This window comes from Bathymodiolus platifrons methanotrophic gill symbiont, assembly GCF_002189065.1.
Lineage (GTDB): Bacteria > Pseudomonadota > Gammaproteobacteria > Methylococcales > Methylomonadaceae > Methyloprofundus.
The window spans coordinates 1-1258 of sequence record NZ_BDMN01000570.1 but is presented as its reverse complement, the minus strand read 5'-3'; the positions used below and the strand labels follow the sequence as shown (position 1 = coordinate 1258).

At 37.0% G+C, this 1258-nt stretch carries 2 protein-coding genes; both read right to left on the bottom strand.

Features of this window, described 5'->3' with window-relative positions; all coding sequences use genetic code 11:
* The coding region (locus tag CDZ78_RS20585; protein ID WP_244559320.1) for a type I restriction endonuclease at positions 1 to 621 on the bottom strand (621 nt) is incomplete at its 3' end.
* Positions 618 to 1258: restriction endonuclease subunit S (locus CDZ78_RS20580; RefSeq protein WP_140414272.1), on the bottom strand; the 641-nt coding region annotated here is incomplete at its 5' end. The genes CDZ78_RS20585 and CDZ78_RS20580, both read right to left, overlap by 4 nt.

Genomic DNA, 1258 nt, shown 5'->3' with positions numbered 1-1258 from the left:
GGTTCCGTTTGAAATAACAAACAGCTGCAAATATTTAAACAGTGAGTTATCTGTATTCAAACTTTCTTTGCTGTAACGGTGCACTTGATTAAAGGCTTCACGGATAGCGACACCGCGTTTTTTTAGCTCTATCTGAACCAAAGGTAAACCGTTAACTAAAACCGTCACATCGTAGCGATTAGCCTGCGTACCTGTTTGTTCAAACTGCTTAATCACCTGCACTTTATTGCGTGCAATATTTTTCTTATCTAATAGGTATATGTTTTGGATATGCCCATCATCAAAAACAAAGTCATAGATAAAGTCGTCATGGATTTTACGCGTTTTATCAATGCTATTATCACTAGGCTTATCTAAATATTGCTCAACAAAGCGCTGCCATTCACCTTCTAAAAACTGTACTTTATTTAGATATTGCAACTGCTCGCGAACATTCACCAACATTTTTTTAGGCGTGTTTAAACCGGGAATATACTCATATCCTTGGTTTTTTAAATCCGTAATAAATTCACGCTCTAAATCGGACTCGCTTTGATAGGACTCATTAACTTGCGAACACTTGGTGTATTTATCCAAGATGATAAAGTTATTCGATTCAGCGATGGCTTTATAATCGGTCATGCTGTTGTCTCAGATTTGAAAAAGCTTAACAGCAAATCTCGATAATATTCATATTGCTGTTGGCGTAGCTCGATTTCATGGGGTAAGCCATCGCTGATGGAAGTGGTTAAGGTGTCGAATTTATCTAAGATGGTAACGATTTCAGTCTGGATGTTTAGGGGTGGGATGGGGATAGTCATTTTTTCAAGATTACTCACAGAAACTCTCCGCACTTTTGCACCAGTGATATATTTTATTTTCTGCTTTTGAAATGCTTCTGTTTGAAAATAATATGCTAAATACTTAACATTTTGGTTATGCCTAAATAGTAGCATGTCACCAGAAATAGCGGCTTTCTCACCAAGCCACGCAACGGGCTTCAAAAGATCTGTATCATTCTCAGAAGTTGTCGCAATCAATAAATTATTTTTATCTGCTATCCTTGATTTTTTTGATAACTCATCAGATATATAGGTAAAAGTTTTATCGGCAGATAGACCATATCGGGTAAATATTTGTCCATAATGTATTGCTGGGAAACCTGTTTCAACGAAGTTTTTTTTCTGCATTCCATTTCCGCGTATAAACTCACCTATTTCCCCCAACGCCTTCCATTCCACTTGTCCTTCTTCAAAGGTTAATAGTTTGTCGCGATAGT